General features: G+C 68.7%; 24 protein-coding genes and 1 pseudogene. 15 read left to right on the forward strand and 10 right to left on the reverse strand.

Features of this window, described 5'->3' with window-relative positions:
- Positions 1-3: 3 nt before the first annotated feature.
- From ACIREI_RS30485 to ACIREI_RS30500, 4 genes are all read left to right on the forward strand, one after another.
- Positions 4-921 carry an SCO2523 family variant P-loop protein gene (locus ACIREI_RS30485; RefSeq protein ID WP_403339484.1) on the forward strand — a complete coding sequence of 306 codons (918 nt, stop codon included), beginning with the start codon at positions 4-6 and terminating at the stop codon, positions 919-921.
- On the forward strand, positions 918-1,904 hold the full coding sequence (locus ACIREI_RS30490) for an SCO2522 family protein (RefSeq protein ID WP_403339487.1): 987 nt from the start codon (positions 918-920) through the stop codon (positions 1,902-1,904). Before ACIREI_RS30485 ends, ACIREI_RS30490 begins: the two co-directional genes overlap by 4 nt.
- A 1-nt stretch (position 1,905) precedes the next feature.
- Positions 1,906-2,877: an SCO2521 family protein gene (locus ACIREI_RS30495; protein WP_403339489.1), complete on the forward strand. Its 972-nt coding sequence runs from the start codon at positions 1,906-1,908 to the stop codon at positions 2,875-2,877.
- A gap of 101 nt (positions 2,878-2,978) precedes the next feature.
- Positions 2,979-3,878, forward strand: coding sequence for a DUF6879 family protein (locus ACIREI_RS30500; RefSeq protein WP_403339492.1), 900 nt, complete (start codon positions 2,979-2,981; stop codon positions 3,876-3,878).
- Here ACIREI_RS30500 and ACIREI_RS30505 read toward each other — a convergent pair.
- From ACIREI_RS30505 to ACIREI_RS30515, 3 genes are read right to left on the reverse strand one after another with little or no spacing between them, the layout of a single operon-like run.
- Positions 3,862-4,134 carry a DUF397 domain-containing protein gene (locus ACIREI_RS30505; RefSeq protein WP_403339494.1) on the reverse strand — a complete coding sequence of 91 codons (273 nt, stop codon included), beginning with the start codon at positions 4,132-4,134 and terminating at the stop codon, positions 3,862-3,864. The genes ACIREI_RS30500 and ACIREI_RS30505 overlap by 17 nt on opposite strands.
- Positions 4,135-4,160: 26 nt before the next feature.
- A complete protein-coding gene (locus tag ACIREI_RS30510; RefSeq protein WP_403339497.1) occupies positions 4,161-4,355 on the reverse strand; it encodes a DUF397 domain-containing protein in 195 nt (64 codons plus the stop codon).
- A complete protein-coding gene (locus ACIREI_RS30515) occupies positions 4,337-5,170 on the reverse strand; it encodes a Scr1 family TA system antitoxin-like transcriptional regulator (protein WP_403339499.1) in 834 nt (277 codons plus the stop codon). The genes ACIREI_RS30510 and ACIREI_RS30515 overlap by 19 nt, the downstream gene beginning before the upstream one ends.
- Before the next feature lie 114 nt (positions 5,171-5,284).
- Here ACIREI_RS30515 and ACIREI_RS30520 point away from each other — a divergent pair, with 114 nt between their 5' ends.
- From ACIREI_RS30520 to ACIREI_RS30540, 5 genes are all read left to right on the forward strand, one after another.
- Positions 5,285-5,491 carry a hypothetical protein gene (locus ACIREI_RS30520; RefSeq protein WP_079052616.1) on the forward strand — a complete coding sequence of 69 codons (207 nt, stop codon included), beginning with the start codon at positions 5,285-5,287 and terminating at the stop codon, positions 5,489-5,491.
- Complete coding sequence (locus ACIREI_RS30525) at positions 5,488-5,703, forward strand: hypothetical protein (protein ID WP_369169242.1); 216 nt, start codon at positions 5,488-5,490, stop codon at positions 5,701-5,703. Before ACIREI_RS30520 ends, ACIREI_RS30525 begins: the two co-directional genes overlap by 4 nt.
- 30 nt (positions 5,704-5,733) lie before the next feature.
- Positions 5,734-6,354 (forward strand): DUF1266 domain-containing protein, encoded by a 621-nt coding sequence (locus ACIREI_RS30530; RefSeq protein ID WP_403339502.1) that lies wholly within the window; start codon positions 5,734-5,736, stop codon positions 6,352-6,354.
- A gap of 255 nt (positions 6,355-6,609) precedes the next feature.
- Positions 6,610-7,356, forward strand: coding sequence for a DNA repair protein RecO (recO, locus tag ACIREI_RS30535; RefSeq protein ID WP_403339504.1), 747 nt, complete (start codon positions 6,610-6,612; stop codon positions 7,354-7,356).
- 22 nt (positions 7,357-7,378) lie between these two features.
- Positions 7,379-8,215, forward strand: coding sequence for an isoprenyl transferase (locus ACIREI_RS30540; RefSeq protein WP_403339507.1), 837 nt, complete (start codon positions 7,379-7,381; stop codon positions 8,213-8,215).
- Positions 8,216-8,264: 49 nt separating this feature from the next.
- On the opposite strand, the gene ACIREI_RS30545 is transcribed toward ACIREI_RS30540, so the two are convergent.
- On the reverse strand, positions 8,265-12,626 hold the full coding sequence (locus ACIREI_RS30545) for a tetratricopeptide repeat protein (RefSeq protein ID WP_403339510.1): 4,362 nt from the start codon (positions 12,624-12,626) through the stop codon (positions 8,265-8,267).
- A gap of 1 nt (position 12,627) precedes the next feature.
- Positions 12,628-12,942, reverse strand: coding sequence for a trypco2 family protein (locus tag ACIREI_RS30550; protein WP_403339512.1), 315 nt, complete (start codon positions 12,940-12,942; stop codon positions 12,628-12,630).
- Positions 12,943-13,271: 329 nt separating this feature from the next.
- Between ACIREI_RS30550 and ACIREI_RS30555 the strand changes: the two genes are divergently transcribed.
- The 4 genes and pseudogenes from ACIREI_RS30555 (at position 13,272) to ACIREI_RS30570 (ending at position 15,988) form a co-directional block, all read left to right on the forward strand.
- Positions 13,272-13,778, forward strand: coding sequence for a hypothetical protein (locus ACIREI_RS30555; RefSeq protein WP_403339515.1), 507 nt, complete (start codon positions 13,272-13,274; stop codon positions 13,776-13,778).
- On the forward strand, positions 13,775-14,164 hold the full coding sequence (locus ACIREI_RS30560) for a DUF6114 domain-containing protein (RefSeq protein ID WP_403339518.1): 390 nt from the start codon (positions 13,775-13,777) through the stop codon (positions 14,162-14,164). Before ACIREI_RS30555 ends, ACIREI_RS30560 begins: the two co-directional genes overlap by 4 nt.
- Positions 14,165-14,297: 133 nt before the next feature.
- A pseudogene (locus ACIREI_RS30565) lies at positions 14,298-14,931 on the forward strand (phytoene/squalene synthase family protein); the annotation flags it as partial.
- A 358-nt stretch (positions 14,932-15,289) separates the two neighbouring features.
- On the forward strand, positions 15,290-15,988 hold the full coding sequence (locus tag ACIREI_RS30570) for a polyprenyl synthetase family protein (protein ID WP_403339521.1): 699 nt from the start codon (positions 15,290-15,292) through the stop codon (positions 15,986-15,988).
- Between the two features lie 75 nt (positions 15,989-16,063).
- Here the strand turns inward: ACIREI_RS30570 and ACIREI_RS30575 are convergent, their stop codons facing one another.
- The 4 genes from ACIREI_RS30575 to ACIREI_RS30590 are packed head-to-tail and all read right to left on the reverse strand — an operon-like array spanning position 16,064 to position 19,183.
- Positions 16,064-16,474, reverse strand: coding sequence for a Fur family transcriptional regulator (locus ACIREI_RS30575; protein WP_403339524.1), 411 nt, complete (start codon positions 16,472-16,474; stop codon positions 16,064-16,066).
- A gap of 59 nt (positions 16,475-16,533) precedes the next feature.
- The gene (locus ACIREI_RS30580) at positions 16,534-17,436 is read right to left on the reverse strand and encodes a metal ABC transporter permease (RefSeq protein WP_403339527.1); all 903 of its coding nucleotides are present in this window, start codon (positions 17,434-17,436) and stop codon (positions 16,534-16,536) included.
- Positions 17,436-18,203 (reverse strand): metal ABC transporter ATP-binding protein, encoded by a 768-nt coding sequence (locus ACIREI_RS30585; protein ID WP_403339529.1) that lies wholly within the window; start codon positions 18,201-18,203, stop codon positions 17,436-17,438. The genes ACIREI_RS30580 and ACIREI_RS30585 overlap by 1 nt, the downstream gene beginning before the upstream one ends.
- Positions 18,204-18,220: 17 nt before the next feature.
- Complete coding sequence (locus ACIREI_RS30590) at positions 18,221-19,183, reverse strand: metal ABC transporter substrate-binding protein (RefSeq protein WP_403339531.1); 963 nt, start codon at positions 19,181-19,183, stop codon at positions 18,221-18,223.
- A gap of 174 nt (positions 19,184-19,357) precedes the next feature.
- Between ACIREI_RS30590 and ACIREI_RS30595 the strand changes: the two genes are divergently transcribed.
- Together ACIREI_RS30595 and ACIREI_RS30600 are read left to right on the forward strand one after the other, a co-directional pair.
- Positions 19,358-20,740 (forward strand): glycine--tRNA ligase, encoded by a 1,383-nt coding sequence (locus ACIREI_RS30595; protein WP_403339534.1) that lies wholly within the window; start codon positions 19,358-19,360, stop codon positions 20,738-20,740.
- 195 nt (positions 20,741-20,935) lie between these two features.
- The gene (locus ACIREI_RS30600) at positions 20,936-21,547 is read left to right on the forward strand and encodes a LysE family translocator (RefSeq protein ID WP_403339537.1); all 612 of its coding nucleotides are present in this window, start codon (positions 20,936-20,938) and stop codon (positions 21,545-21,547) included.
- Between the two features lie 13 nt (positions 21,548-21,560).
- On the opposite strand, the gene ACIREI_RS30605 is transcribed toward ACIREI_RS30600, so the two are convergent.
- Complete coding sequence (locus tag ACIREI_RS30605) at positions 21,561-22,529, reverse strand: serine hydrolase (RefSeq protein WP_403339539.1); 969 nt, start codon at positions 22,527-22,529, stop codon at positions 21,561-21,563.
- Positions 22,530-22,572: the final 43 nt, after the last annotated feature.

Genomic DNA, 22,572 nt, shown 5'->3' on the forward strand with positions numbered 1-22,572 from the left:
ACCGTGCTGATCTTCGCCGCCTCCGACAAGGGAGGCACGGGCCGCTCCGTCACCAGTGCCAACCTCGCCTACCACCGGGCGCTGGCCGGGGACGACGTCTGCTACCTGGACTTCGACTTCGGCTCACCCACCGCGGTCGCCGTCTTCGACGTGGCCGACGCCCGTGAGGACACCGAGGACCGCGGCCTGCACGCCTATCTGATAGGCGAGGTCAGCGAGCCGGAGCGGATCGACGTCTGGGCCAAGACCGAGCACCAGGTGCTGCGCGACCCCCCGCCCGGCTGCGGCCGGCTGGTGCTGATGCCCGGCGACGTCAGCGGCGGCGAGTTCGCCACCACCGACGACAACCTGCGCCGGTGCGTCGACCTGCTGATGAAGCTGTACTACGAGTTCGACCTGGTCATCGTCGACCTCAGCGCCGGCCGTTCCTACGCCGTCGACATGGCCCTGGAGGCCACCGCACAGCCCGAGATGAGCGAGGTCACGGCCCGCTGGCTGGTCTTCCACCGCTGGACCCGCCAGCATGTGGCGGCCGCCGCCAGCCTCGTCTTCGGCAGGCGCGGCATCGTCGCCGGCGGCGTCGACCGCGGCCACGACGAGGATGCGCTGCGGGGTGCCATCCGTTTCGTACGGAGCGCCGTACCCGACCCCGAGTCGGCGCTGTGGTCCCAGGTCTCGCCCACCCAGTCGGCGTGGATGCGCAAGACCGACGGCGACCTCAAGCAGCTCGCCTCCACCGCCGGTATCGGCTACAGCCAGCTCCTCGGCTCCGTACCCCTCGAACCGGTCCTGCAGTGGCGGGAGCAGCTCATCACGGACGTGGACGTGCTCGACAGCAAGATCGCCAACCAGGAGACCTGGACGGCGCTGAGCCGGCTCGCCGCACGGCTGACCGACGACGAGGCCTGGGAGGAGGCATGACCGAAGCCCAAGCCGTCTTCCGGGAGACCACCGCCGAGCCCGTCACCAAGTCCGTGCCGCTGTCCCATCTCTCCCTGGAGCTGGGCCACCTCTACATGGAGGACTTCGAGGCGGGGCCCGACCGGCTGCGCGAGCACTTCGCCGAGGTACGGATCTGGGTGGACGCGGTGCGCGCCTCCGCCGCCCGCCGCAGCAAGCGGCCGCGCATCAGCACCTGCTTCCTCATCGACGACTACTTCACCCGCTTCTCCACCCCGGCCGAACTGATCCCGATGGTGCTGAAGGAGGCCGAGAAGGCGGGCCTCGTCATCGACTACCTCGCCCGCGAGTCGGCCTGCGCGGTCGCCGACCGCATCGAGCTCGCCGAATCGGTCATGCACCGCCTCGTCGAGTCACCGCCGCCCGGCAGCTACGGCTCCCGCCCACCCGTCAGCCAGACCGGCTGGCTCGCCAACGGCCAGCGCACGCCCACGATGTCCCGCAGCGCCCTGGGCGAGGTCAAGGGGTGGCAGCCGCCCCAGGAGACCGCGGCCCGCAACCACTCCGTCTTCATGGACGTGGAGCTGTGGTCCGAGAAGGACGGCCAGCGCCTGTGGTCCTGCCCTTTCCTGGCCGCCGTATGGCAACTGGCCCGGCTGGGGCTGTTACGGCACCTCGGTGAGCCCGTGCTGGTGCCGCAGGCCTGGACGGGCGAGGAGTTCCCGCACGACTGGGACCGGCTGCCGCCCCTGATCAAGCTCACCGACACCACAGCGGCCTTCAGCGCCTACCGCACCTGCACACTCATGCCGAACCGGTTCCTCGCCGTCGAGGACGCCGTACGGCTCATCCTGGACCAGATAGACGTCGACGCCGGGGCACTGAAGCAGGTCGCCGACCGGTCCGGCGGGGAGGGGATGGCGGTACCGGCCGCCGTCGCACAGCGCGCCACATACGTCTTCTACGAGGAGCCCGGCGACTCCTCCGAGGCTGAGGGGACCTGAGATGACGGCGGCCCGGGGACAGTCGGCGCGTTCCGTCCTCGCCTGCGGGGAGGTGCGTACCTGTCTGCTGCCGTCCTTCCAGGCGCTGGACGGCCGGGCCGCCGCCCAGCTCCTCAAGCTCCGCGCCGACGAACCCGTCCGGGTCTCCCTGCGGCCCACCATGTACGCCCTTTCCCCCGAGGTGCTGACCGGGGTGGACTGCCGGCTGCCCACCTCCAACGGCAGCAAGGTCCGGGCCGTCGGTACGGTCGTCGCCCGCGCGGCGCTGACCGAGGGCCGCCTGTTGCAGTCGACCGCGTACTTCAGCGTCCCGGCCGCCGGGCCCGACATCCGGCGCCCCTGGGGGCAGTACCTGGTCCGCCCGGGTCTGGTCGAACCGTTCGGCAAACTGCCCCAACAGGCCACCGCCGAGGGAGTGTTGCGCGGCGCCGGACGCGGTGAACTCGACCTCGGGACGATCGCCGAGGGCCTGCTGGCCCAGCTCCGCCGCCACGCGCTCCTGGACCGCCGCGTGCCCTTCAAGTCCCGTCCCACACACCTGCGTTGGGTGGCGCGACGCCAGCCCGCGGGCGAGCGCGCCGCCCTGACGAACTTCACCGTGGCCGAAGGCGGGCTGCGCACCATGGAGTTACGGCTGCCGGAAGACGTCCCGGCCGCCGCCGCGGCCGGTCTCTGCGAGGATCTCGCCCTGCACGACTGGCTTTTGACGACTGTTCAGCTCATGCTTGACAACAACAGGATCGGCGCGGCGGACGGCCCCTCGGTCGTCGAGGCGCTCCATCCGGTCGTGGTGCACCTACTGCATCTGTGGATGCCGCGCGCACACGTGGACCCCGCGCTGGGTCACCTGTGGGACGTACTGGAACAGAAACCGGGGTTCTCCCGCCAATGGGAGAACCTCAGCCGGCGCATCAGAGACCGGCTGGCCCTCCAGGCCGTGGCGACACCGCACCAGGCGCTGAGCCCGCGCTGAGGGGCGGAACCGAAACCGCATACAGACACGGGGGATGAGAAATGAACGGAGCGCCCTTAGGCACAGGGAACAACGGTCACCCACCGCGCCCGGAGCCGCGCATGCCCAAGATGTTCTGGCGGATCCTGATCACCGCTTCGGCGGCGGGTGGGGCCTTCCTGCTGACCAGCATCCTGGACCAGGACGACGGCAACATCTGGCAGTGGGTGGCGTCCATCGTCATCGGCAGCGCGGCACTGATCGTGCAGTACCTGATCGACTTCGGGGAGCGGTTCGAGAAGGTCGACACCCGCTTCAACGAGATCCTCGCCGCGACGACGCTGTTCAGCCAGGTCGACGGTTCGGTGCTCCGCTCCGACGAGGTGACCCGGCTGGTCCTCGGCTACACCAAGGTCCGTGAGCAGGGCGGCGACATCGTGCAGGCCTTCGCCGAGAAGGAACTCGGCCGCCTCGCCAAGACGATGGAAGGGCTCGGCAGCGGCAGCGCGGAGTGCCCCGGCGAGAACCACGAGTGGCTCATCGACATCACCGACTGCGTCAAGATGACCCTCGACGCCACCAGCACCTCGGTGGACCGGGAGTTCTGGACCAGCGGGCCCGCCGAGCGGTACCTCGCCGCGCAGGAGAAGGCGATCAGGAGGCGGGGCGTGGAGATCCGGCGCCTGTTCGTCGTACGGGTCCCGGAGGAGGTCACGCCGGAACTCAGAGCGCTGTGCGAGGACCAGCGCAGGCGGGGCATCGAGGCGCGGATCGCCGTGCGGTCACTGATGGAGTCCAACCCCAGGGTGAACGACTTCATCATCTTCGACGGCGAGATGTGCTACGAGACCAAGCCGGACCTTCAGTCCAACCCGGACGGCACCTGGCTGAGGGCGGAGCCGGACCACATCGAGGACCGCATCAGCCAGTTCGCGGAACTGTGGGCGGCGACGGAGCCGGACCCCGACCGGGACGCCGACCCGGAGCCGGACCCGGTCCCGAGGGTCACTTCAGAGAGGTGACGAAGCCTTGCCAGGCGGGGGCGGGGATGAGGAGTACGGGGCTGTCCGAGGCGAGTTTGGTGTCTCGGACGGGGATGATGCCGGGGACTCCGTCGGCTACCTCGAGGCAGTTCCCGCCTTCGCCGTTGCTGTAGGTGCTCTTACGCCAGCGGGCGGCGTCAAGGAAGTCGTACGCGACCTCGACGCAGTCGCCGCCTTGTCCGTTGCTGTAGCTGCTCTTGCACCAGCGGGCGTTGCTCAGGTCGTACTCGCGCATCGTCTGTGGTCCTCCGCTGCCGAGGGTCACTTCAGGGACGTGAGGAACCTGCTCCAGGCGGGGGCGGGGATGAGGAGTACGGGGCTGTCCGAGGCGAGTTTGGTGTCTCGGACGGGGACGGTGCCGGGGACTCCGTCGGCTACCTCGATGCAGTTTCCGCCGTTGCCGTCGCTGTAGGAGCTCTTGCGCCAGCGGGCGTTGCTCAGGTCGTACTCGCGCATCGTCTGAACTCCTCCGCCGCCTGCTCGATCAGGACCAGGGACGCCTCTGGCGACAGTGCGGCGGCCCTCAGCAGATCGTATGCCGTGTACGCGCGCTTCACCACAGCCGGATCGTCGAGGAGGTTCCCCGAATACACCGCTTCTGTATAGGCGGTGGGCGGGGCGTCCTCGAACTCCATGAGCTTCAGGTCGCCGGTCATCACGGCATACGCGCCTGCCGCATACGGCAGCACTTGCACCAGCAGGGTCCGCTCCCGTGCCATCGCTGCCACGCGCTCAAGCTGCTCCGCCATGACCGCAGGGCCGCCAACCGGGATGCGCAGCACGTTCTCGTGGAGTACGACCCAATACACGGGCCTTGTAGCGTCCTTGAGGATGTGCTGGCGCTCCAGTCGGCCGGACACCTTGTCCTCGATGTGCTCGTCTGTCGCGAACGGGTTCATAGCCAGGGTCACCGCCCGCGCGTACCCCGCCGTCTGCAACAGGCCCGGCACCAGTGCAGGCGCGAACTCGCAGATCTTCGTGGCCAGGCGCTCCAGCTCCACGACCCTGGCGAAGTAATCGGCGTACCTCTGGTCATTGATCAGCCGTCGCCACATCCGCTCGAAAATACCGTCGGTTTGTAGCGTCTGGTCAATCCGCTGGGCGACATCCAATTGCGGCTTTCGAATTGCCTGTTCGAACTGCCCGATGTATCCGCCGGAGACAAACACCCGCAAGCCCAACTCCACCTGAGTGAGCCCCGCGTTCTCCCGATGTCGCTTCAGCTCGGACCCGAAGAACTCCCAGGCCGCCTGACGCGAACCATTGGCCATGGCCAACCCCCTTGTACTGCCCTGCACTTGTAGGGCACAGACTCCTGCCGAGTGTAGGCGTCGCAGGTCACCATGGAGATGAAAAGGGTGAAACCCAAATATGAGGGGAGTGACGTGACGGCACGACACTCGGCGCGCTGCGTCGAAGAAGCGGAGGAAGCAGTGAAGGAATTGCGGGCGGCGCTGGAGAAGGCAGGAATTACGCTTCCGACACTCCGGATCGATCCGGCGAGTCTTGCGCGTGAAGCCCCTTGCCCGCTCGTCGAATTGGGCCGTTGTTCCGTCGAGACCGCGCAGCGCCTCGCGGCGGTCCTGCGATGAAGCCACCGATCGGCGCCTACGTCGTCGACACTCGTTCGGGGAGAATCGGCATCGTCATGGGTCACGAGGGACCGTACGTCCAACTCAGACCGTACGGAGGCGGCAAGGAGTGGGACGCCGAGCCGGCGTCCGTACGCACGGCAAGCCCCGCCGAGCGGCTGCGCGCGGCGACGGCGTACGCGAACGCACGCAGCCGGGGTGAGGTTCCTTGACGTAACGGTGGGCACGTAAGGTGCGGCGGCATGGCTTTGTGGAGATGGAGGAGACGTGGCGCGAAGGCGTCCCGCCGCTACCCCGTGCCGCTCACCTCGCACCAGCTGTGGATGGTGTCGCTGAGCGCGCCGGTGAGCCGGGACCGTGGCGCCTCGCGCACCACGCTGTACCCGTTCACGCGGATCGACGACGACAGCGCGCGGCGCTGGCTGGCCGACCAGTGGGAGATCACCTCGCGTGAGCAGCTGGCCGGCCGGCTCGACGACCTGTCCCGCAGCGGCTACCGGGCCCGGGCGTACCGGCTCACCGGTGTCTCGCCGCTCGCCTGGGACGCTGCCCTGTACGTCGACATCGCCCGCCGTGGCTTCGCCGGCGGGCTGATCGGCGAGTCCGAGGCCTGGACCGCGCTGAAGAACATCGTGCCGGCGGTGGCGGGGACGTACGGCTCGTGGCGGGAGTACGCCGCTCACTATCTGCTCGGGCGGAAGGTGTGGCGGGACGGGCTGCGGGGCACGGAGGACGCCGGTTTCGCGGCACCGCAGGACGTCGCCGACGCGCACCTGCGCTCCCTGCTGGACCCGGAGAATCGTTCCAGCCCTTGGAACCTCGCCCCCTGGGACGCCATCAGCCACCCCGACCGCGCCCGCTGACTCCTGCCGTACGAGAGAATGACCCCATGAGTCTGTTCCGCGACGACGGCATCGCGCTGCGCACCCGGAAGCCGGGTGAGGCGGACCGGATCATGCTGTGCTGCCCCGGGGGACGCGGGGGTGTGCGATGAGTCTCTTCCGGGACGACGGCATCGTGCTGCGGACCCAGAAGCTGGGTGAGGCGGACCGGATCATGCTGTGCTGTCCCGGGGGGCAACCCCCGGACCCCCGGCCGAAAGCCCGCGGGGGTGTGCGATGAGTCTCTTCCGGGACGACGGCATCGTGCTGCGGACCCAGAAGCTGGGTGAGGCGGACCGGATCATCACCCTGCTCACTCGTGGGCACGGGCGGGTGCGGGCCGTGGCCCGGGGGGTGCGGCGGACCAAGTCGAAGTTCGGGGCGCGGCTCGAACCCTTCTCCCACGTCGACGTGCAGTTCTTCGCGCGGGGGAGTGAGCTGATCGGGCGCGGGCTGCCGCTGTGCACGCAGAGCGAGACCATCGCGCCGTACGGCGGCGGGATCGTCACCGACTACGCGCGGTACACCGCCGGGACGGCCATGCTGGAGACCGCCGAGCGGTTCACCGATCACGAGGGTGAGCCTGCCGTGCAGCAGTACCTGCTGCTCGTGGGCGCGCTGCGGACGCTGTCCCGTGGCGAGCACGCGCCGCACCTCGTTCTCGACGCCTTCCTGCTGCGGTCGCTCGCCGTCAACGGCTACGCCCCCTCCTTCAGCGACTGTGCCAAGTGCGGGATGCCCGGGCCGAACCGCTTCTTCTCGGTGGCCTCCGGTGGCTCGGTCTGCGTCGACTGCCGGGTGGCCGGTAGCGTCGTACCGTCGCCGCAGACCCTGGAGCTGCTGGCCGCGCTGCTTACGGGAGACTGGGAGACCGCGGACGCCTGCGAGGCGCGGTACGTCCGGGAGGGCAGCGGGCTGGTGTCCGCCTACCTGCACTGGCACCTGGAGCGCGGGCTGCGCTCACTTCGCTACGTCGAGAAGTAGAAGCAAGGGAGACGAGAAGCACATGGCCGTGAGTGGGTTCCTGGGGCGTCGGCGCCGCGAGTACAAGACGCCGGAGCCGCATCCGTCCGGTGCCCGCCCGCCGAAGCTCCCTGGCGAGCTCGTCCCCAACCATGTGGCGATCGTCATGGACGGGAACGGCCGCTGGGCGAAGGAACGTGGGCTGCCGCGGACCGAGGGGCACAAGGTCGGTGCCGAGCGGGTGCTGGACGTTCTGCAGGGTGCGGTGGAGATGGGTGTGGGGGCGATCTCCCTGTACGCCTTCTCCACCGAGAACTGGAAGCGGTCGCCGGACGAGGTGCGCTTCCTGATGAACTTCAACCGGGACTTCATCCGCAAGACCCGGGACCAGCTCGACGAGCTGGGGATCCGGGTGCGGTGGGTCGGCCGGATGCCCAAGCTGTGGAAGTCGGTCGCCAAGGAGCTTCAGGTCGCGCAGGAGCAGACCAAGGACAACGACCGGCTGACGCTGTACTTCTGCATGAACTACGGCGGGCGGGCCGAGATCGCGGATGCCGCGCAGGCCCTCGCGGAGGATGTGAAGGCCGGGCGGCTGGATCCTTCGAAGGTGAATGAGAAGACCTTCGCGAAGTACATGTACTACCCGGACATGCCGGACGTTGATCTGTTCCTGCGGCCGAGTGGTGAGCAGCGTACGTCCAACTACCTTCTCTGGCAGAGCGCTTACGCCGAGATGGTCTTCCAGGACGTGCTGTGGCCGGACTTCGACCGACGTGACCTGTGGCGAGCCTGTCTGGAGTTCGCGTCGCGTGACCGGCGTTTTGGGGGAGCGATCCCGAATGAGGAGTTGCTGGCGATGGAGGGGCGGACGGAGGACTGACGGTGACGTCGGCCGGGCTGACGTACTCAGCCCGGCCGACGTTTGACGCTCAGTCCTCGTCTTCCGCGTCGTCCTCGTCGGCTTCGAGCGGTTCATTGATCCGTCGGAGCCTCTCCTCGTATCGCCGCGTTCGCCGATCCCCCACCCCGAATATCCGCATGGCCCGCTCCAGGGTGACCTCTGCCAGAACCTCTGCTTGCGAGTATCGCCTGAGCGCCCGCAAGGTAAGGGCCAGGTCGCCCGCAACGCTGAGTGCTTCCTGGTGGTCGGCGCCGAGGATGTCCGTGTATCTGCGCAACAGGTCCTGCTGGAGCGCCAGCGCCTCGTCGTATCGCCGGCGTCTGAAAAGCAGTCCGGCGTGATTGCTCCGCAGCCGCAGCACGTCGGGGTCATCTGGCCCGATGACTCGATCGCCGCGTCCGATGGCCGACTCGAAGAGAGCCGCCGCCTGATCGAATTCGGCGAACGTGAGGAGGCAGACGGCGAGGTTGCCGGTGGCGACGATCGTGCGCCGGTCATCCGGCCCGAGAACCCGCTCGCGCCGGTCGACCACGTCCTTCCAGAGGGCCAGGGCTCGCCCGTGATCACCTGAGGCGAACACGTTCCCGGCGAACCGGTCGTTCAGCGCGATGAAGTCCCGATGATCGGGGTCCAGGACGCCTTTCCACACGCTCTTGACGAACCATCCGGCGGTGAGCCCGGCCAGACGGTCACCGGCCAGATATGTGTAGCGGAGAATTCCGGGAACGATGACACGGAATGTCTCGGAATTCGCCCCGAGCCTCACGGCCGGCCCGCCGAGCATGCCGAGGGCACCCACCGCCAGTTTGAAGGACCCCCAGTGCGCCCGGTCGTCCGGATCCAGGTGTGCGAGGGTTTCGTGGTCCTCCAGGAATTCGCGAAGCTGCTTCTGGCCCGCGCCATCGACGGCGTCGGCCTGGAGGGCTTTCGCGACGCTGGGCAGAGCCCGCAGGCAGGCTTCGAGTCCCTCGTTCGTCTCGTTCGTCGAATCCGCGAGCATCCGCATCACGCGCATCCGGATCACCGGTTCCGACCGGATGAACTCCAGGAGTTTTTGGAGGCGCGGGAGAAGCAGGCTGTTGTCGGTATAGACGTAGATCTTGTCGCCCGGCCCCATGCTCTGCGTGAGTTCCTCCAGTCCGGCGAGCGTCGCCGGATCCACGTCGGTTCCGTCGAACACGATCGATGACCCTTTTTTCGGCAAGTCAGGATCCCCGCTCAGGCGACCCTGGGCCAGGTCGATCAGGATCTCGATCGTCTGATCGATCGCCCGGGAGAACTTGAAGCCGAGATCGGTGTCCGTCATCCGGAGCCTCATACCGAGATTCCCCACGAGCTCCCGGCCGGTCTGCTCCAGGTTCTCGGCGATGGCACGTCCGTCGTTGCAGATCCGCAGGGCCGTTTCGAGATCCTGCCCCGCCGCACAGCGAAACCTGACCGCCGTCTCGTACGCTCTCAGGAGAGGGCGGAGATAGCGCTCCTCGCCGTCCTCGACAAGCTCCTCGTAGACCGCGACGGTCCTGGAGATCGCGGCGACCGCGTCGTCCATTCTGCCGAGGACGTAATAGCTCACGGCGAGTCCGTCGGTCTGGACCGCCAGCTCGCTCAGGGACGCGGCCCTGTCCTGGTCGACGAGTTCCTCGGCGAGAAAGGTGCTGTACTGGTGCAGCATGAGGGACTCGTTCGGCTCATCGTTGTCGGCGAGGGCGTCGGCGAGCATTCCCGTGATCTGGGTCATGTACGGCAGATAAGCCTTGTACGCCTTGTAGCCCCAGTGGGCCAGCTCCTCGCAGCCCTGGAACGCCTGGCGGGACACCGTGAGCGCCTCGGCCGCGCGCTCCGCCCTGCGCAACTCACCGCTGTACTGGGCCTGCGCAAGCGACAGGAAGTGGAGGTGCTTCCTACGGTCTTCGGCGACGAGCTCGGTCAGGTAGTCCACCGCGCGTTCGGCCGTGCGCAGGGCTTCGTCGTATTCGCCGGCGGCCGCGAGAGCGCCGGCCAGATTGTGCAGCGCGGTCGCCAATGTTGCCCGCCGGTCTCGCCGACCGGCTGCGACCGCCTCCTCGAGGTAGCCGATTCCGCTCCTTGTGGCGTTCAGAGCTCGGGTCGCCTCGCCGAGATAGCGCAGGCGGGCACCGTAGTTCAGGTAGATGCCATACATGTCCTCCGGTTCACCCGAGGCGGTTCGGTGAACCACACCCCGAGCCGCGAGCGCGGCCGAGAGCCCGTCGAGCGCATCGTGCGGGTGCGGCACGGTGAAGTGAGCGTGATACGCGGCCTCGTTGATGACATCCGCCCCGGTCAGATAGGGCAGGCCGAGTGCGGTGGTCAGCTGCCGTGCCGCCCTCAGGTCCTGCCGCCCGGCGAGTTCCACGGCGACGTCCACCAGGCGCCGCAGATGCGCCTGGAGCAGTTCCGAGAGCGATTGCGAGGCGTCGGCGCTGTCGACGAGTTGAGCGAGGGATTGCCCCAGGTGGCTTCTGAGATCGTCACTGACCTCGGGGTAGTCGTCCGCGGCGAGCGCGAGGGAGTTCAGCAGGCGCGCGAGATACGCCGGGTGCGCGGCGACGGCGCGCGAAACGACGAGCCGCTCGACGAGAGCGGCTCGGCCCTCCGCGGTCGCGAGCAGGTGAGAGGCGATCAGATCTGGTTCGATCGGCGCGACCAGGGCGCCCGAGGCTCCGTCCGCGACGACTGTGGCCGGGTAGCGGCGGTGCAGCGCGTTGGCGACGTTCCCGCGGGACCACTCCGGCTCGTCCTGGAAAGCGGGCGTTGATTCCAGCAGTTCCACGAGATCCTGCACAGTCGGAGCCGTGAGTGTCACGACGCAGAGCGCCTGCATCGCCCGGCCGCGATCCGCCAGCGCGGTCGCGCCGTCCGTATGCGCCCCGCTCGACCTGGTCAGACGGCCGACTTCGAGGTCGATGAGCCTGTCAAGGAGCAGATGCGCCGAGTCGTCGGCGGCGGAGATGGGCACAGCCCGGCCGGAGGCCGCCAGCAAGGCGGCGACGTGGACGAGCAGCGGCCGGTCGTACTCGGCGATCCGCCGGAGCTCTTCGGACGGCAGATCCCGTGGCGCGTCCGGTCCGCCGATGGCCCTGCTGAAGGAGCGATAGGCGGCTTCGGCATGCCGTTCGCGGACATCCGGCTCATCGAACGCCTGTGTGGTCAGGTCGAAGGAGCCGGTGAGCAGCGAGGGGAGATCGACATTGCGGGGACGGAGCTGCCCCGGCCAGGCATCCTCGCTGCGGGTGATGACGAGGAGCCGGACCGAGGCGCCGAGGTGGCCGGCATTGATCGCCTGCTCAAAGAGGTTCTCGATGAACGCGCCAACCAGTTCGTGCTGGTGCTCGGCATAGTCGAAGACGATGAAATGCGGCGTGGCGAAGCTGTGTGTGCCGGAGAGCTTGTCGTAGTCGGCGAATCCCGCCTGCCACGTCGTGCTCAGGTCCCCGGTGAGTCTCCGGCAGGCCTCGGCGGCGATCCTGGACTTGCCCACCCCGGCCGGACCGGTCAGCCGCGCGATCCTCAGATCCGGTCTCGGCGGCAGATTGTTCGCCCAGCCGACGATGCGGTCGAGCACCGCTTCGCTCTGGCCGTCGTTGACGAACTCGACCTGGCGGAACCGGTAGTTCACAAAGGCGAAGAGGCTCGCGTCGGACAGCCGCGGCGGGTCACTGGACCAGTTCTCGGCGCGGAAGACCGGCGGCCGCACCGACAGATCGTCGAGGGGAAGGTTCCGCAGCGGTTCGAGTGCAGTCGCCGCGTACCGCTGGGCTGCCGACTTCATCTCGGCGATCGAGACGCCGCGCAGGCGGCCGTTCCACTGCCTGGGGACGCTGGTCACGATGCCCAGCAGATGCCCGCCCGGGCCGATCACGCCCGCCCCCGAGATCCCGCCCCAATCCTCGTCGGCCCGCGGCGTCGGGTCGATGACCTGAATCGCGAGCGCCGTGTCGTCGCCGGCCACCGGGGCGAGATTCACCCGCACGACGATCGGCTTGGGCGACGCGGAGCCGGATTCGATGCCCGCGACCGGGTATCCGATGATGCGGCAGTTCTCCAGCGCCTGGGCGCCGTGGTGGGTGCCTCCGAGGGCGGCGGTGCCTCTGGGCGCGTCCAAGTCGGGGACAATGAGCAGCGCGGCGTCGAGACCGTCGGCTTCCAGCGGGACGATCTCCGCGACCGCCGCCGACGTGGATCCCTCCAGCTTGACTGTGAACCGCCGCGCGGGAACGCGGCCGCCGGCGTACTCGTACGCCTTCGTCACGACGTGCTGGGCGGTCAGGACGAGGCCGTCGGCGAGCAGAAACCCGCTGCCGAGGAACACTCGGCCGTCGGCCGCATCGAATCTGATTTTGGCCACTCGGGCGGTGCGGGTCTCGGCCATTTCAGCCGTCATCCCGGATCAGCACCGAGGGCGTGACCGGAAGCTCGCCCCGGTTCCCGTTGGAATCGACGAAACCGGGATCCAGGGTGAGCGTCAATTTATGAGAGTGCGTTGACGCGGAAGTTCTACTTCCTTTGGCGACCACGAGCCAGCTGATACCCGCGTCGGCCGCGGTTTGTTTGGCCACCTCGACCGTGAGCTCAACCTCGATCGCCTTTACCTGTAATGGCATGAGCGGATCACGTTGGCCGTGAGCGATGGCGAGTTCCCTGCGAAGGCTCGCCAATACCTCACTCAAAGGGAGTCCGTCAGACATAACCAGATCGTACCGGAGGCACGCCCATCGACACGGGCATTCCGATCACCGCACCGTCACCACATCAAGGGAACCGCGAACCAGATAAAAGCGCATACCTCACCCTATGTGCGTCTTCACGGCCTTCCGGGCGTCGAAATGAGGCGGAAGGTTTCCGCCGGCATGGAACTTCCAGGCATTTCAGGCTGGGCACGTTGGTAATGAATGCGGCAAAGTGGCTCGAAATACCCGTCTTGAATCAGCAGGGCTTGCCGACCCCTCACCCGGCCGTGTCCTTGCGGAAAGTCCGACTGGGGGAGCGGCGGGTTCGGTGGCGGTACTGCGTCCCTGTGCTGGCGGCCGTTCACGGCGCCGCCCTTGCTCTGGTCGTCAGTGGTAACGCCGGTGCCGTCGAGGTGTCTCTTGCCGGGCGGGCGCCCGTCACCATCACCACTGATCGTGTCTCCGTCTCCGGGTTGTCTCTCGCCCCCGGTGGCAAGTCCGACGCTGCGTTCGTCGAGTTGTTCAAGGACTTTCGGGCCGAGCGGGTGTGCCTCACGTCCCCCGTGCGTCTCCCTCTCGCCGGGCGGTTCATCGTCTACATCGGCATGGAGTCCATGACCGCATCCGGGTTCACCATCGAAGCCGCCGGGCTGTCCGCTTCCCGTCTGTCCATGTCCGACGCCGGGCTGGACGTGGAAGCCAACGGCTCCGAGACCTCGCGTCCCTTCGAACTCACCGCCGGTTCCTTCAAGGCCTCGCAGGTCACCATCAAGCCGCGCTCCTACACCGCCGCCACCATGTCGGCCCAGGGCTTCCACGCCGGCGTCAGCCGTGACGGGAACGGCTGCTCGTGAGCTGGGCGGTGTGGCGTCGGTCCCGGCCGTTCTGGGGTGGGCTACTGATCATGGTCGGTGGGCTTGAGGGCGTATGGACCACTTGGGGTGGACTCGGGCTGGTTCAGTTTTCCGGGCTCGCCGGGGCCACCGGGTGGCTTGTGTGTGCCGTCGGCCTGGCATCCGGCGGCCTCGCCTGGTGGGCTCCCGGCCGGCGCATCCTCCCCGGCGTCCTCGCCCTCGCCGCCGCCTTCGTCAGTCTCGTCATGGCCAACCTGGGCGGTCTGTTCCTCGGGTTTCTGCTGCTCTCCACGGGCGGCACGATGACCGTTACCTGGGCCCCGGCCCCGTACTCAGAAGAAGAAAGGCAGCGTCGTGGCTCGCTGGGAGATCGACAAGTTCAATGACTGCCTAACGGCCTCCGGAATCACGGACACCAGGCTGCGGAACTCGTACCGCACCTGCCTCCAACTGGCCCTGAAGACCGACCGCGGCATGGCCATGCCGGGCGCCCTGCTGCCCGCGCGACACCGCCCCGCGATGGCCGCCGTGGGAGGACTCGTGCGGTGGGTGGACGACCTGGCCGACGACGGTGACATGTCCAGCCCGGGCCGCTTCGACCGCGAGACCGGACTGCTGCTCGAAGAGATCAGCGCCGGTACCTCCGAACATCCCGTCCGTGCCGCCCTCGTGCACGCCATCACCCGCTTTCCGCTTCCCCGGCAGCCGGTGGAGGAGTTCATCACTACCACCCGCGCCGACCTCGGCCGTACCCGTTTCACCACCGAGGAAGAGCTCTCCGCTTTGGCCCGAGGCGTCGCTGGCACCCCCGTCCGGATGTCCCTCTCTGCTCGGCTGCCCCAGCGACGATCCTGTCCTCGACGAACTCGCCATGGCCTTCGGTGCCGGCCTTGACCGGGTGGACAATCTCCGGGACCTCTCCCAGGACCTGGCGCGCGGCTGGGCCGGGATCTCCGATGAAATGCTGCGCGCCTGCGGGGCCGATCGCTCGGAACTTCTCGAACGCCGCGCCACCCCCGGCGTGCTGGAGGCGCTGCGCCGGTCCGCCGCGCAGGCCCGCGAACTCCTCGCCTACGGCGACAAACTGGCCGCCGGACTCCCCCCGTACGGCGCGGCCGCGATCGAGGCGATGGGCTCCCTGCACCGGTCCCACCTCGACGCCGTCACCAGCGATCTGCCCGCGGTCCTGCGCCGCGTCCCGCACATCCGCAAGGCGGAACTCAAGCGGCTCGCGCTGGTGACGCTGCGGCAGTCGGCGACCGTACCCGAGCCACGTACGGCCGACGCCCCCACCAAGACGCCCCAGGACATCCGCCAGTGGCCCACCCACCGAGCCGCCGGCGCCGAGCTCACCCGCCGCGTCACGGGCGCCGACGACGATGCCCTCGCCCGTATCCAGCAGCACGCCCTGCTGCCGCCGGGCAAACTGCTCAGGCCGGTGCTGGTCCTGGAGAGCGCCGGTTCTGCGGGGGGATCGCCGGAGGCCGTGCTGCCCGCCGGTCGCCATGGAGATGATCCATGTCGCCAGCCTCATGCACGACGACATCATCGACGGCGACCAGCAGCGGCGGGGCCGGGACACCGCACCGCGCCGCTTCGGTCAGGGCTTCGCCAACGCCCTCTACATGTCCGCCATGCAGTGCCTCACGGAATGCCTGACGCGCGGCAACAGCGCGGAACAGGTCAACATGGCATGGCACGGCATGAGCGTCACCGCGGAAGCCATGGCCAGGGGCGTGGCCATGGAGCTGGAGATCGAGGACGACCTGACCTGCGGGCGGGAGCGCTATCTGGAGATGGCCCGCTTGAAGACAGCCGTACTCTTCGGGCTCTCCTGCCGGCTCGGTGCGCAACTTGGCGGCGGCGGCCAACACGCTGACGCGCTCGACGGCTTCGGTACGGCCCTAGGGATGGCGTTCCAGATCCGCGACGACCTGCTGCCCTACGACGGCTCCCCGCAGGACGTCGGCAAGGACCCCGCGAGCGAACTGCGTAACCACCGGCCCACCCTGCCGGTGCTGCTCGCCCACGAACACGCCGGTCCGGAGCGCCGGGCCCGCCTGGACGCCGTATGGCGTGATCCGGATGCGGGAGGCGGCCTTCCCCGAGTTGCGGAAGCTGGTGCGGGAGACCGGCGCGCTCGATCGGGCTCGCTCAGTCGCGCACGCCTATGCCAGGCAGGCGCAAAAGTTGTTGGACCTGCTTCCTGACACCCCGCACCGCACGCGACTGCGGTACCTGGCGCAGCAGAGCGTGCGGCGCTCGCACTAAAAACCCTCAGCGGCTCAAGCCGTGGCGCACTCCGCACACGTACCGAAGATCTCCACCGTGTGCGCCACGTTGACGTAGCCGTGCTCGGCCGCGATCGCGTCCGCCCACTTCTCCACCGCCGGGCCCTCGACCTCGACGGCCTTGCCGCAGACGCGGCAGACCAGGTGGTGGTGGTGTTCGCCGGTGGAGCAGCGGCGGTACACCGACTCGCCGTCGGAGGTGCGCAGGACGTCGACCTCGCCCGCGTCGGCCAGGGACTGCAGGGTGCGGTAGACCGTGGTGAGCCCGACCGAGTCGCCCTTGTGCTTGAGCATGTCGTGGAGATCCTGCGCGCTGCGGAACTCGTCGACCTCGTCAAGGGCCGCCGCCACGGCGGCCCGCTGCCGAGTGGCTCGGCCCTTCACGGGCGGTCCTGCGGTCGTCACCGGTTCCTCCTCACGTCTGCGCCTTGCCGGGCCATTGTGCCAGCCCGGACTGAGAGCGGTCAGACGCTCACCTTGCCGTCGGTCCCCCGGCTGGCCGGAATCGCGCACTCCGCGGGGTCGCCGGAGGGGTGCGCGGCAGCCAGGGCGCGGGCCCTGCGGCGGGCCAGCGGGGTCGCCAGGGCCGTCAGCGCGATGAACGCGCCGATGGTCAGCAGCACGATCGTCGCGCCGGGCGGCACGTCCTGGTAGTACGAGGTCACGGTGCCGCCGATCGTCACCGTGACGCCGATGGCGACGGCGATCGCGAACGTCGCCGCGAAGCTGCGGCTCAGCTGCTGGGCCGCCGCGACCGGCACCACCATCAGCGCGCTGACCAGCAGCAGGCCGACGACGCGCATCGCGACCGTCACCGTCACGGCCGCCGTGATCGCCGTCAGCAGGTTCAGGGCGCGGACGGGAAGACCGGTGACCCTCGCGAACTCCTCGTCCTGGCTCACCGCGAACAGCTGGCGGCGCAGGCCGAGCGTGACCAGCACCACGAAGGCCGCGAGCAGACAGATCGCGGTCACGTCCGACTCGCTCACCGTCGACAGGGAGCCGAAGAGGTAGGAGGTGAGGTTCGCGTTCGAGCCGGTGGGTGCGAGGTTGATGAACATCACGCCGCCGGCCATACCGCCGTAGAAGAGCATCGCGAGGGCGATGTCGCCGCGCGTCTTGCCGTACCAGCGGATCAGTTCCATGAGGACCGCGCCGATGATCGAGACGAGCGTCGCCATCCATACCGGGGACCAGGAGAGGAGGAAGCCGAGGCCGACGCCCGTCATCGCGACATGGCCGATTCCGTCGCCCATCAGGGCCTGGCGGCGCTGGACCAGGTAAATGCCGATCGCGGGGGCCGTGATGCCTACCAGGACGGCGGCGAGCAGGGCCCGCTGCATGAAGGCGTAGTTCAGGATCTCCATCAGCTCAGCAGTCCCGTCCGGATCGGTTCGGCGTCGTGAGCCGCGTGCGGGTGGACGTGGTCGTGGCCGGGCAGCGCGTGTTGGCCGACCGCCTTCGGGGGCGGGCCGTCGTGCAGGACACAGCCGTCGCGGAGCACCACCGCCCGGTCGATCAGGGGCTCCAGGGGACCCAGTTCGTGCAGGACCAGCAGGACCGTCGTACCGGCCGCGACCTGCTCCCTGAGGGTGCGGGCCAGGACCTCCTGGCTGGCCAGGTCGACGCCCGCCATCGGCTCGTCCATGATCAGCAGTTCGGGCTCGGAGGCCAGGGCACGGGCTATCAGTACGCGCTGGTGCTGGCCGCCAGAGAGGGCGTTCACCGAGTCCTTGGCGCGGTCGGCCATCCCGACCAGCTCCAGGGCGCGGCGCACGGCCGCGTGGTCGGCCTTGCGCAGGACGCCGAAGCGGGTGCGGGACAGGCGGCCCGAGGAGACGACCTCGGTGATCGTGGCCGGGACGCCGCCCGCGGCGGTCGTGCGCTGCGGGACGTACCCCACCCGCGCCCAGTCGCGGAACCGGGCCCGCGCGGTGCCGAACAGCTCGATCTCGCCGGCGGCGACCGGTACCTGGCCGATGATGCCGCGCACGGCGGTCGACTTGCCGGAGCCGTTTGCCCCGAGCAGCGCGACGACCTCACCGCGGCGCACGGTGAGGTCGATTCCGCGCAGGACGGGGCGCGAGCCCAGCTCGGCGTGTACGCCGCGCAGTGATATGACGGGCTCGGTCATGCCGTCCTCCTGATGGATCACTTGGCTCCCAGGGCGGTCTGCAGCGCCTTGAGGTTGGCCTCCATGACCGCGAAGTAGTCGTCGCCCTTGGACTTGTCGGTGATGCCCTCGAGCGGGTCGAGGACGTCCGTCTTCAGGCCCGCGTCGTCGGCGAGGGTCTTCGCGGTCTTGTCGGACACCAGTGTCTCGTAGAACACCGTGGTGACGCCGTCGGCCTTGGCCTCCTGCTGGAGCTCCTTGATCCGGGCCGGGCTGGGCTCGCTCTCCGGGTCGAGGCCGGAGATGGCCTCCTGGGTCAGGCCGTAGCGCTCGGCGAGGTAGCCGAAGGCGGCGTGGTTGGTGAAGAAGACCTTGCTCTTGGTGTTCTTCAGGCCGTCCGTGAACTGCGTGTTGAGGGCGTCGAGCTTCTTGACCAGCGCGGCGGTGTTCTTCTTGTAGTCGGCCGCGTGGTCCGGGTCCGCCTTCTCGAAGGCGGCGCCGACGCCCTTGGCGACCTCGGCGTACTTCACCGGGTCGAGCCAGATGTGCGGGTCGCGGGCGTGCTCCTCCTCTTCGGAGTGCGCCTCCTCGCCCTCGTGCCCATGGCTGTCCTCGACGGCGCCGTGGTCCTCCAGCGTGGTGAGCGTGGCGGCATCGATCTTGGTCTTGACGCCGGACTGCTCAACGGCCTCGTCCACGGCCGGCTGCAGACTCTTCAGGTAGAGGGCGGCGTCGGAATCGTCGATCTGCGCGCGCTGCTGGGCGCTGACCTCCAGGTCGTGCGGCTCCTGGCCGGGCTTGGTCAGGCTGGTGACCTTCACATGGTCGCCGCCTATCTGCTCGGCGAGGAAGGCCATCGGGTAGAACGACGCGACCACGTCGAACTTGTCCGTGTTGCCCGCGGCCGCGCTGTCCGAGGAGCAGGCGGAGAGCGAGCCGAGGCCCAGCGCGGTCACGGCCGCGAGGGCAACGCCGGATATGTGGTGTCGTCGTACGTTCATGACAGTCATTTTCAGCAAAAGTGGAAACCATTGTCAACAAGCGTGAGCGGCCGCCCACGGAGCGCTACGGATGGCGATACCGATTTGGTTGAGGGGGAGGCCCCGCCGGTACCCTGAAGCATTCGCTGTGAAGCGCCTCGCTTCGTCGCCCGTCGTCGTAATGAAGAGAGCACCGTGGCCGCCGACAAGATCGACACCATCGTCAGCCTGAGCAAGCGCCGTGGCTTCGTATTCCCGTGCAGTGAGATCTACGGCGGCCAGCGCGCCGCCTGGGACTACGGACCGCTGGGTGTCGAGCTCAAGGAGAACCTGAAGCGCCAGTGGTGGCGCTACATGGTGACGTCGCGCGAGGACGTGGTGGGTATCGACTCGTCCGTGATCCTGGCCCCCGAGGTCTGGGTCGCCTCCGGTCACGTCGCCACCTTCACGGACCCGCTGACCGAGTGCACCTCCTGCCACAAGCGGTTCCGCGCCGACCACCTGGAGGAGGCGTACGAGGCCAAGAAGGGCCACCTCCCGGAGAACGGCCTCGCGGATGTGAACTGCCCGAACTGCGGCAACAAGGGCCAGTTCACCGAGCCCAAGCAGTTCTCGGGTCTTCTCTCCACCCACCTCGGCCCGACGCAGGACTCCGGCTCGATCGCGTACCTGCGCCCCGAGACCGCCCAGGGCATCTTCACCAACTTCGCCCAGGTGCAGACCACTTCGCGCCGCAAGCCGCCGTTCGGCATCGCGCAGATGGGCAAGTCCTTCCGCAACGAGATCACGCCCGGCAACTTCATCTTCCGCACCCGCGAGTTCGAGCAGATGGAGATGGAGTTCTTCGTCAAGCCGGGCGAGGACGAGAAGTGGCAGGAGTACTGGATGGAGCAGCGCTGGAACTGGTACACCGGCCTGGGCCTGCGCGAGGAGAACATGCGGTGGTACGAGCACCCGAAGGAGAAGCTCTCCCACTACTCCAAGCGCACCGCTGACATCGAGTACCGCTTCCAGTTCGGCGGCAACGAGTGGGGCGAGCTGGAGGGCGTCGCCAACCGCACCGACTACGACCTCGGCGCGCACTCCAAGGCCTCCGGCCAGGACCTCTCCTACTTCGACCAGGAGGCCGGCGAGCGCTGGACGCCGTACGTCATCGAGCCGGCGGCCGGTGTCGGGCGGGCGATGCTGGCGTTCCTGCTCGACGCCTACGTCGAGGACGAGGCGCCCAACGCCAAGGGCAAGATGGAGAAGCGGACGGTGCTGCGTCTGGACCACCGTCTGGCCCCGGTGAAGGTGGCCGTGCTTCCCCTTTCGCGCAACCCGGAGCTGTCGCCGAAGGCCAAGGGCCTCGCGCAGGCGCTGCGGCAGAACTGGAACATCGAGTTCGACGACGCGGGTGCGATCGGGCGCCGCTACCGTCGCCAGGACGAGATCGGTACGCCGTACTGCGTGACCGTTGACTTCGACACGCTTGAGGACAACGCCGTCACGGTTCGTGAGCGGGACTCGATGAAGCAGGAGCGGGTGTCTCTCGACCAGATCGAGGGCTACCTGGCTGGACGTCTCATCGGCTGCTAGGTGGTTGGACGGGTCAGCGTCCGCCTGGCTCGTGTGATCCGCCGGCTGCGGGTTCGTCGTGGCTTGTCGCGCAGTTCCCCGCGCCCCTTGGGTGGGTGCGGGGAACCGGCGTTTTCAGGTGAGGCGCATTGGTCCTCGTAGACGGCGGGCGATTGGTCCTGTACCCGGGGTGCCCGGGGCCGCAGGGTGTCGGCCATGAGTATCGCGTTCTTGTTGACCACCCTTGTTGTCGTCGCCACCCCCGGCACCGGCGTCGTCTACACCCTGGCCGCCGGTCTCTCCCGCGGCCGTCGCGCCAGCGTCGTCGCCGCCTTCGGGTGCACGCTCGGGATCGTGCCGCACATGCTGGCCACCATCACCGGGGTCGCCGCGCTGTTGCACGCGAGCGCGACGGCCTTCCAACTCCTCAAGTACGCCGGTGTCGCCTACCTCTTGTACATGGCGTGGGCGACGCTCAGGGACAAGGACGCCATCGCGGTCGACGAGGGTGCCGCGCCGCGCTCCTCGGGGCGCGTGATCCTGCGGGGCGTGCTGGTCAACCTCCTCAATCCGAAGCTGACGATCTTCTTCTTCGCGTTCCTGCCCCAGTTCGTGGATCCGGGCGAGGCGAACGCCCTGCCGCGCATGCTGGCGCTCAGCGGGGTGTTCATGCTGGTGACCTTCGCGGTCTTCGCGGCCTACGGGGTGCTCGCGGCCTCCGTCCGCAGGCAGGTCACCTCCCGGCCCCGGGTGATGACATGGCTGCGGCGGGGCTTCGCCGGGTCGTTCGTGGCGCTGGGGGCGAAGCTGGCGGTCACGGCCCGGTAGCGTTCGGGAGTCTCTAGATCCACCTCGAGCGCAGTTCGTCGCGCAGGCGCCGGGCGACCTGGCCCATGAGTGCGTCGGCGCCCGGCTGGCGGCCGGCGGCCACCCGGGACTCGGTCAGGACGGCTATCGCGTAGCTCTGGCCGTCGGCGTGTTCGACGACGCCGACCTCATGGCGCAGGTTGAGCAGCATGCCGGTCTTGGACGACCAGGTGGAGGCGTCGGAGTCGAAGTCCGGGGCGAGGCGGTTGCGGACGAGGTTGTTGGCCATGAAGCCGCGTACCTGGGCCGCGACGTCGGGGTGGATCGCCATCGCCGAGGGCTCGGCGCCGTCCTCGGTGCCGGGTCCGTCCTCGGTTCGGGGGCGGGCCTGCCAGAGGGCTTGCAGCAGGTCGACGAAGGCCCGTGCCGTCCCGGTGTTGGCGCGCGAGACGTCGAGCTGGGGGACCCGGTGGCCGCGCCCCGGGGTGCCGGCGTCGATCGCGAGGGCGTGCGCGAGGTGTACGTCCGCCGGGTCGAAACGCTCCACCGGGGTTTCCATCAGCTCGCGCATGGTGTGCCGTACGGCGATGCCGCGCAGCCCCAACTCGTGCAGGACCGCGCCCACCTCGTCGGGCGGCGTGAGCTCGAAGAGGGCGTCGGCGGCGCTGTTGTCGCTGATGCAGGTGCTGAGGTAGAGCAGGTCCTCCACGGCGATGTGGGCCGCGTGACGGAAGCGGCTCAGGCCGGTCGGGCCGGGCGTGGTGATCCGGCCCGGCGGCACCTCGATCACCTTGGCGCCGTCGAGTTCGCCGCGCCGGACGCGTTCCAGCGTCACCAGGGCGAGCGGGATCTTCACCAGGGACGCGACGGGCAACTCGATGTCGGGGTCGATGCCGATCTCGTCGCCGGTCTCCAGGTCCCGGACGAGGAACGAGCCGAACAGCCCGCCCTCGCGCAGGTCCCGGCGCAGATCCCCGAGCAGTCTCTCGGTGCGGGTGGTCATGTGGCTGGCTCCGAGGGTTCTCGCCGGTGCGGGTGAGGGTGCG

The organism is Streptomyces sp. NPDC093591 (assembly GCF_044764885.1).
Taxonomy (GTDB): domain Bacteria; phylum Actinomycetota; class Actinomycetes; order Streptomycetales; family Streptomycetaceae; genus Streptomyces.

Excerpts from the sequence above, each read along its gene's own strand:
- ACIREI_RS30490 (WP_403339487.1), top strand. The coding sequence starts at position 918 with ATGACCGAAGCCCAAGCCGTCTTCCGGGAGACCACCGCCGAGCCCGTC.
- ACIREI_RS30495 (WP_403339489.1), top strand. The coding sequence starts at position 1,906 with ATGACGGCGGCCCGGGGACAGTCGGCGCGTTCCGTCCTCGCCTGCGGG.
- ACIREI_RS30500 (WP_403339492.1), top strand. The coding sequence starts at position 2,979 with ATGCCCAAGATGTTCTGGCGGATCCTGATCACCGCTTCGGCGGCGGGT.
- ACIREI_RS30505 (WP_403339494.1), bottom strand. The coding sequence starts at position 4,134 with ATGCGCGAGTACGACCTGAGCAACGCCCGCTGGTGCAAGAGCAGCTAC.
- ACIREI_RS30510 (WP_403339497.1), bottom strand. The coding sequence starts at position 4,355 with ATGCGCGAGTACGACCTGAGCAACGCCCGCTGGCGCAAGAGCTCCTAC.
- ACIREI_RS30515 (WP_403339499.1), bottom strand. The coding sequence starts at position 5,170 with ATGGCCAATGGTTCGCGTCAGGCGGCCTGGGAGTTCTTCGGGTCCGAG.
- ACIREI_RS30525 (WP_369169242.1), top strand. The coding sequence starts at position 5,488 with ATGAAGCCACCGATCGGCGCCTACGTCGTCGACACTCGTTCGGGGAGA.
- ACIREI_RS30530 (WP_403339502.1), top strand. The coding sequence starts at position 5,734 with ATGGCTTTGTGGAGATGGAGGAGACGTGGCGCGAAGGCGTCCCGCCGC.
- recO (WP_403339504.1), top strand. The coding sequence starts at position 6,610 with ATGAGTCTCTTCCGGGACGACGGCATCGTGCTGCGGACCCAGAAGCTG.
- ACIREI_RS30540 (WP_403339507.1), top strand. The coding sequence starts at position 7,379 with ATGGCCGTGAGTGGGTTCCTGGGGCGTCGGCGCCGCGAGTACAAGACG.
- ACIREI_RS30545 (WP_403339510.1), bottom strand. The coding sequence starts at position 12,626 with ATGGCCGAGACCCGCACCGCCCGAGTGGCCAAAATCAGATTCGATGCG.
- ACIREI_RS30550 (WP_403339512.1), bottom strand. The coding sequence starts at position 12,942 with ATGTCTGACGGACTCCCTTTGAGTGAGGTATTGGCGAGCCTTCGCAGG.
- ACIREI_RS30570 (WP_403339521.1), top strand. The coding sequence starts at position 15,290 with ATGATCCATGTCGCCAGCCTCATGCACGACGACATCATCGACGGCGAC.
- ACIREI_RS30580 (WP_403339527.1), bottom strand. The coding sequence starts at position 17,436 with ATGGAGATCCTGAACTACGCCTTCATGCAGCGGGCCCTGCTCGCCGCC.
- ACIREI_RS30585 (WP_403339529.1), bottom strand. The coding sequence starts at position 18,203 with ATGACCGAGCCCGTCATATCACTGCGCGGCGTACACGCCGAGCTGGGC.
- ACIREI_RS30590 (WP_403339531.1), bottom strand. The coding sequence starts at position 19,183 with ATGAACGTACGACGACACCACATATCCGGCGTTGCCCTCGCGGCCGTG.
- ACIREI_RS30600 (WP_403339537.1), top strand. The coding sequence starts at position 20,936 with ATGAGTATCGCGTTCTTGTTGACCACCCTTGTTGTCGTCGCCACCCCC.
- ACIREI_RS30605 (WP_403339539.1), bottom strand. The coding sequence starts at position 22,529 with ATGACCACCCGCACCGAGAGACTGCTCGGGGATCTGCGCCGGGACCTG.